The 2,489-nt window shown below is 49.5% G+C and carries 4 protein-coding genes; 1 reads left to right on the top strand and 3 read right to left on the bottom strand.

Annotated features, from left to right (window positions below):
- On the top strand, positions 1-213 hold a 213-nt coding region (locus RMO52_RS12455), incomplete at its 5' end, for a hypothetical protein (protein ID WP_310414587.1).
- On the opposite strand, the gene RMO52_RS12450 is transcribed toward RMO52_RS12455, so the two are convergent.
- The 3 genes from RMO52_RS12450 to RMO52_RS12440 all read right to left on the bottom strand — a co-directional run.
- Positions 210-683: a tryptophan-rich sensory protein gene (locus RMO52_RS12450; protein ID WP_310414584.1), complete on the bottom strand. Its 474-nt coding sequence runs from the start codon at positions 681-683 to the stop codon at positions 210-212. The genes RMO52_RS12455 and RMO52_RS12450 overlap by 4 nt on opposite strands.
- A gap of 251 nt (positions 684-934) precedes the next feature.
- On the bottom strand, positions 935-1,375 hold the full coding sequence (locus tag RMO52_RS12445) for an NADAR family protein (protein WP_310414589.1): 441 nt from the start codon (positions 1,373-1,375) through the stop codon (positions 935-937).
- 123 nt (positions 1,376-1,498) lie between these two features.
- Positions 1,499-2,489 (bottom strand): HhoA/HhoB/HtrA family serine endopeptidase (locus RMO52_RS12440; protein ID WP_310414581.1); only part of this gene is annotated, 991 nt, incomplete at its 5' end.

Below are 2,489 nucleotides of genomic sequence, written 5' to 3'. Positions count from 1 at the left end.
ATTGAGATCGTGAGAGAGAGATCGAACTATTTCGTCAAACAAGTGCATCGCGTTCCTCAAGTACAGAGATTTGATAATGTTGTCGCCGATGCACCCCAAACAAAGCTACGACCGATCGGGATTCAGGGATCTCTCGATTTTTGTCATGCCGATCTATACCTAAACTATTGTAAGCCTAATTTCTCGCTCGATCGCCATTTTGTCAGCTACTAATCTCGACTCGAATTCAACCCTTCCATCACCCATGTTACATACGTCCCGATCGGACTCCAGAGCAGATAGGGGATGAGTAAAGCTGTTGCCGTACTCGAAACTGGATAAACCAAGATCGCCAGAATGACACCAATAACCCAGCCTGCGGCACCGACAATCGTTCCTGCCCGAAGATTCTTCAATAAGAACATAGAGGGCGTGTAGAGCATAATAGACACCTCTAGGAGCAGATACCCTGCCATCAGTCCCCAGGGTGGATTACTCGGAGCAGCTTCCCAGACATTGTACGCCGACCACACGCCGCAGATCAGGATGACCGTCCAAATGACCGGAATCAGCCCCTCGAATGTCAGCCAGGTAGGACGGCGTTGGCGATTGAACCAGCGATACCCTTCTGGTGTATTTAGTCTCCCTAGCCCAACCGCAACTAGTACTGCCACGATGCCGATAACCAGCCAGGATTTAATCATTGATTTAGATGGGAGATGGGAGATGGGAGATGGGAGCGCAAAGATTAGAGGGTAGAGTAGGGTGGGCACTGCCCACCATCTAAGTTTCGAGCATTGTCAAGCTGATAAATCTTTGAGTTCTACCGATCGTTAATTATCAATTATCAATTATTCCTCAGTCGTGTCGTCCCAGTAGGGTGGGCACTGCCCACCATCTAAGTTTCGAGCATTGTCAAGCTGATAAATCTTTGAGTTCTACCGATCGTTAATTATCAATTATTCCTCAGTGTTTCTCTGACTTGCATGAGAGTCAATCCTAGCTGATTTTTGCCTGTGCCATCTTTGCCACAGCCCCAATAATAGTCGTTGGGGGCGTTTTCGACAATTTCTTCATCGCCAGTACCAAGCAGAATTTCGCGCAGATCGAGGTGGATTTGAAATTTGCACAGCACGGCGCGGAGCATGATTTCGTCCTTCACCTGTTCCCAATCGCTGCGGAGAGGCAATGTGCGCTTTCTACCCATTTTAGCGGCATCATTAGGCGTTCGGATCGATCGAATTTGTTCGAGATAGGGGGTGTTAATAAATTTCTGGGCTTGGAAATAGTGTTCGGTGGTGTACCACCACAATTTATCCATTACAAAGCCATGCTTGGAAAAGTTGGAGAAGCAACCGTAGGGTGTTTCTCGATCGGTGTAAAAATAGATCGTCACAGGATTACCATAAATAAGGCGGAGTGTGAGCAGTGTCGGCAATTCAAGCTTACGGACAATAATGTTGGTGATTGTCCCCATTTAGCACTACTCACTCTCGCCACTAGCGACGGTTGAGATTGGTTATTCTGGGGCTGCTGCCATCGGCGGCGCGGCAACAGGCGTCACATTCAGCGAGAGTGTCTGACCGTTGCGACGGACTTGGACGCTAATGCTGGTACCGATTTTGGTAGTTTCAACCGCTTGCTGCACTTCGTTGACAGTTTGGACTTTTTTGCCGCCGACACTTTCAATGATATCGCCAGACTTGATGCCAGCAATGGCTGCGGGTGATTGGCGCACAACGCGAGCGATCAGGGTACCTCGATCGACGTCGATCTTTAAGTTAGCATTGGGATCGTTGTTGATGCGATTCTTGAGCTGTGGCGTCAGATCGATCATTTGAATGCCCAAGAAGGGATGATCGACTTTACCTGTGGCAATCAGTTGGCTGGCAATTCGCTGGGCGGTATTAATCGGAATGGCAAAACCCAAGCCTTGAGTACCGCGCAGAATGGCGGTATTCACGCCGATGACTTGTCCTGCGGCATTGAGCAAGGGGCCGCCGGAGTTACCGGGATTGATCGCCGCATCGGTTTGGATGAAGTTGACGCGCTTATCGGCAGCGCCGATGTCTGCACTAGAGCGTCCGGTACCGCTGATGATGCCAGCAGTAACGGTATTATCCAATCCTAATGGATTGCCGATTGCGATCGCCCATTCACCAGGTTTGATCTTATCCGAATCGCCAATTTGGATACTAGGTAGATTGCGATCGGCAATTTGAACGATTGCGACATCGGTGACTCGATCGATCCCTATGACTTTACCATCGATCGTCCGACCATCTTTGAGGGTGACGGTGACTTTGGTTGCGCCCGAGACGACGTGAGCGTTGGTCATAATCTGACCGTTATTATTGATAATAAATCCAGATCCGGTACCCTGTCTAACCTCCCGTTCGCCACCACCTGATTGGGGCGCGCGATTGCCAAAAAATCGCCGAAATAAGGGATCTTCTTCGGCATCGTCTGTTGCTGGTCTTGCCGCGACAGTAGTAGAGGCATTAATTCTC

It is taken from the genome of Chamaesiphon sp. OTE_8_metabat_110 (assembly GCF_031382685.1).
Lineage (GTDB): Bacteria > Cyanobacteriota > Cyanobacteriia > Cyanobacteriales > Chamaesiphonaceae > Chamaesiphon.
This window is presented reverse-complemented; position numbering and strand designations above follow the sequence as displayed.

Excerpts from the sequence above, each read along its gene's own strand:
- RMO52_RS12450 (WP_310414584.1), bottom strand. The coding sequence starts at position 683 with ATGATTAAATCCTGGCTGGTTATCGGCATCGTGGCAGTACTAGTTGCG.